General features: G+C 72.0%; 2 protein-coding genes. Both read left to right on the forward strand.

Annotated features, from left to right (window positions below):
* A partial coding sequence (gene tatC, locus E1264_RS41340) for a twin-arginine translocase subunit TatC (protein WP_132182841.1) occupies positions 1-819 on the forward strand: 819 nt, incomplete at its 5' end.
* Positions 820-934: 115 nt separating this feature from the next.
* Positions 935-3,709 (forward strand): DEAD/DEAH box helicase (locus E1264_RS41345; protein ID WP_132182843.1); only part of this gene is annotated, 2,775 nt, incomplete at its 3' end.

A 3,709-nucleotide genomic window follows, 5' to 3' on the forward strand; every position in this document is an offset into this window, starting at 1 on the left:
CCCCTCATGGAGCATCTCCGTGAGCTGCGCAACCGGTTGATCAAGGCGATCCTGGGCCTCGTGCTCGGCGCCGTCGTCGGATGGATCTTCTTCCCCCCGATCTGGAACTTCCTGAAGCAGCCGTACACCCGGATCCCGCCCGAGCATTGCCTCGAAGGCAAGTGCGACCTGGTCGTGCACGGGATCTTCGACGGGTTCTTCATCCATCTGAAGGTCGCGCTCATCGTCGGGGCCGTGCTGTCCTCGCCGATCTGGCTGTACCAGATCTGGGCGTTCGTCGCGCCCGGCCTGTACAACAAGGAACGCCGCTGGACGTACACGTTCATGGCGGCGGCGGTGCCGCTGTTCGGCCTCGGCGCGGCCCTGGCGTACCTCACGATGGACAAGGGCCTGAAGATCTTCATCGGGCTCGCGCCGGGCGACACGACCGTCCTCGTCGGCGTCCAGGACTACCTGAGCTACGCGCAGGCGATGCTGTTCATCTTCGGGCTGACGTTCGAGCTGCCGCTGTTCGTCGTGATGCTGAACCTCATCGGGGTTCTCACCCACGAGCGGATCCGCAAGTCGCGGCGGCTGCTGATCTTCGGGGTGTTCGTGTTCGCGGCCGTCGCCACCCCCAGCCAGGACCCGTTCACCATGCTGGCGCTGGCGCTGCCGACGATCGTGCTGTTCGAGGTCGCCGAGCTGATCGCGTACTTCCACGACAAGCGCAAGGCCCGCGAACCCGACCCGTACGACGACCTCGCCGACGACGAGGCGTCCCCGCTCGACCTGGACGCCATCGACGCCGAACTGGAGAAGGGCGACCGCGCCCGCTGACCCCCGCGGCGACGGCGCCCTCGCGGGCCTCGCAGGCCCCGCCGAAACGGCCGGGGCTCGCGGGGATCGTCTCCGGATTGGGAATCGGGCCGGTCGAAACCGTAGGCTCCAAGGTATGACCTCCCCCGACACCGACACCGGCACCGGCAGCGCCAACGGGGCGGCCGGCGAGTCACCGGCCGCGCGGTACGCCGCCTACCGCAGGCGCACCGCGGGGAACGGCCCGGCCCTGCTCGACTTCCGCACCCTGTACGACTTCGAGCTGGACCCGTTCCAGATCGAGGCGTGCCAGGCGCTGGAGGACGGCAGCGGCGTCCTCGTCGCCGCGCCCACCGGGTCCGGGAAGACGGTGGTGGGGGAGTTCGCCGTGCACCTCGCCCTCACCGGCGGCGGGAAATGCTTCTACACCACGCCGATCAAGGCGCTGTCGAACCAGAAGTACGCCGACCTCGTCCGCCGCTACGGGCCAGAGAAGGTCGGGCTGCTCACCGGCGACAACAGCGTCAACGGCGAGGCGCCCGTCGTCGTGATGACCACCGAGGTGCTGCGGAACATGCTGTACGCGGGGTCGCACACCCTCGCGGGCCTGGCGTTCGTCGTGATGGACGAGGTGCACTACCTCGCCGACCGGTTCCGCGGCGCCGTGTGGGAAGAAGTGATCATCCACGTTCCGGACTCGGTGCGGATCGTGGCGCTGTCGGCGACCGTCAGCAACGCCGAGGAGTTCGGCGAGTGGCTCCACGAGGTCCGCGGCGACACCGCCGTGATCGTCGACGAGCACCGTCCCGTCCCGCTGTTCCAGCACATGCTGGTCGGCACCCGCCTGTACGACCTGTTCGTCGACACCGGCAAGGGCAAGGACCGGCAGGCGCGGCTGAACCCGCAGCTCACCCGGATGGCGGTGGACGAGGTCCGGCGCGCGAAGGTCAACCAGGGCCGCCGCACCGGACGGCGCCGCGCGCCGCGCCCGCAGCGGTACCGGCCCCCGGCCCGGCCCGACGTGATCGAGCGGCTCGACCGCGCCGGGCTGCTCCCGGCGATCACGTTCATCTTCAGCCGCGCCGGGTGCGACGCCGCCGTCCTGCAGTGCCTGCACGCCGGGATCCGGCTGACGTCCAAGGAGGAGGCGGAGGAGATCCGCGCGCACGCCGAGCTGCGCACCGCCGACATCTCCGCCGAGGACCTCCGCGTCCTCGGCTACGGCGACTTCCTCGCCGCCCTCGAACGCGGTGTCGCCGCGCACCACGCCGGGATGCTCCCCACCTTCAAGGAGATCGTCGAGGAGCTGTTCACCCGCGGGATGATCAAGGCGGTGTTCGCGACGGAGACGCTCGCGCTCGGCATCAACATGCCCGCCCGCACCGTCGTGATCGAGAAGCTCGACAAGTGGAACGGCGAGGCGCACGTCGACCTCACGCCCGGCGAGTACACGCAGCTCACCGGGCGGGCCGGGCGCCGCGGCATCGACGTGGAGGGCCACGCGGTGGTGGTGTGGGGGCCGAACGTGGAGCCCGCGTCCGTCGCCGGGCTCGCCGGGACCCGCACCTACCCGCTGAACTCCAGCTTCCGGCCCTCCTACAACATGGCCGTGAACCTCGTCGGCGCGGTCGGGAACGAGCGCGCCCGGACGCTGCTGGAGGAGTCGTTCGCGCAGTTCCAGGCCGACCGGGCCGTCGTCGGCCTGGCCCGGCAGGTGCACAAGAACGAGGAGGCGCTCGCCGGGTACGCCAAGGCCGCCGAATGCCACCTCGGCGACTTCATGGAGTACGCGGCGATGCGGCGCCGCCTGTCGGACCGGGAGGCGGAGCTGTCGCGGGAGCGGGCCGGGGCCCGCCGCGCCGAGGCCGCCAAGTCGCTGGAGCACCTGCGGCCCGGCGACGTCATCCTCGTCCCGTCGGGGCGCCGGTCGGGGCTCGCGGTCGTGCTCGACCCGGGGGTCGGGCGCCGGTCGGACGGGCCCGCGCCGCTCGTGCTGACGATCAACCGGTCGGTGCAGCGGCTGTCGATCCAGGACTTCCCCCGCGCCGTGGAGCCCGTCGAGCGGATCCGGATCCCGAAGTCGTTCAGCCCCCGCAACCCGCAGGACCGCCGCGACCTGGCCTCCACGCTCCGCGCGAAGGTCCCCGACGACGTCCGCGACCGCAAGCGCGCCCGCGGCGACTCCGCCGCCCCCGACGACGCCGAGATCAGCGAGCTGCGCACCGGGCTGCGCCGCCACCCCGTGCACGGCTGCGACAAGCGCGAGGAGCACGCCCGCTGGGCCGAGCGGTACCATCGCCTCGACCGCGAGACCGAGCAGCTCCGCCGCCGCGTCGAGGGCCGCTCCCAGGTCATCGCCCGGACGTTCGACCGGGTCTGCGCCGTCCTGGAGCAGCTCGGGTACCTGGAGGGCGGCTCCGTCACCGCCGAGGGCCGCCGCCTCGGCCAGATCTACAACGAGCTTGACCTGCTCACCGCCGAGAGCCTCCGCGCCGGGCTGTGGGACAAGCTCGACCAGGCCGAGCTCGCCGCGTGCGTGTCCGCGCTGGTGTACGAGTCGCGGCAGCCCGACGACGCCGCGCCGCCCCGCACCCCCGCCGGGCCCGCGCAGGACGCGCTCGCCTCGATGGTGCGGCTCTGGGGCGAGCTGGACGCCGTCGAACGCGACAACCGCGTGTCGTTCCTCCGCGAGCCCGACCTCGGGTTCGCGTGGACGGCGTACCGGTGGGCCAAGGGCGACGACCTCGACGAGGTCCTCCTCGAAAGCGACCTCACCGCGGGCGACTTCGTCCGTGCCGTGAAGCAGCTCCTCGACCTGCTCGGGCAGGTCGCCGACGCCGCGCCGCCGAACAGCCACATCCGCAAGACCGCCCGCCGCGCCATGGACGCGATGCGCCGCGGCGTCGTCGCG

The sequence above is a fragment of the Actinomadura sp. KC216 genome (assembly GCF_004348535.1).
Taxonomy (GTDB): domain Bacteria; phylum Actinomycetota; class Actinomycetes; order Streptosporangiales; family Streptosporangiaceae; genus Spirillospora.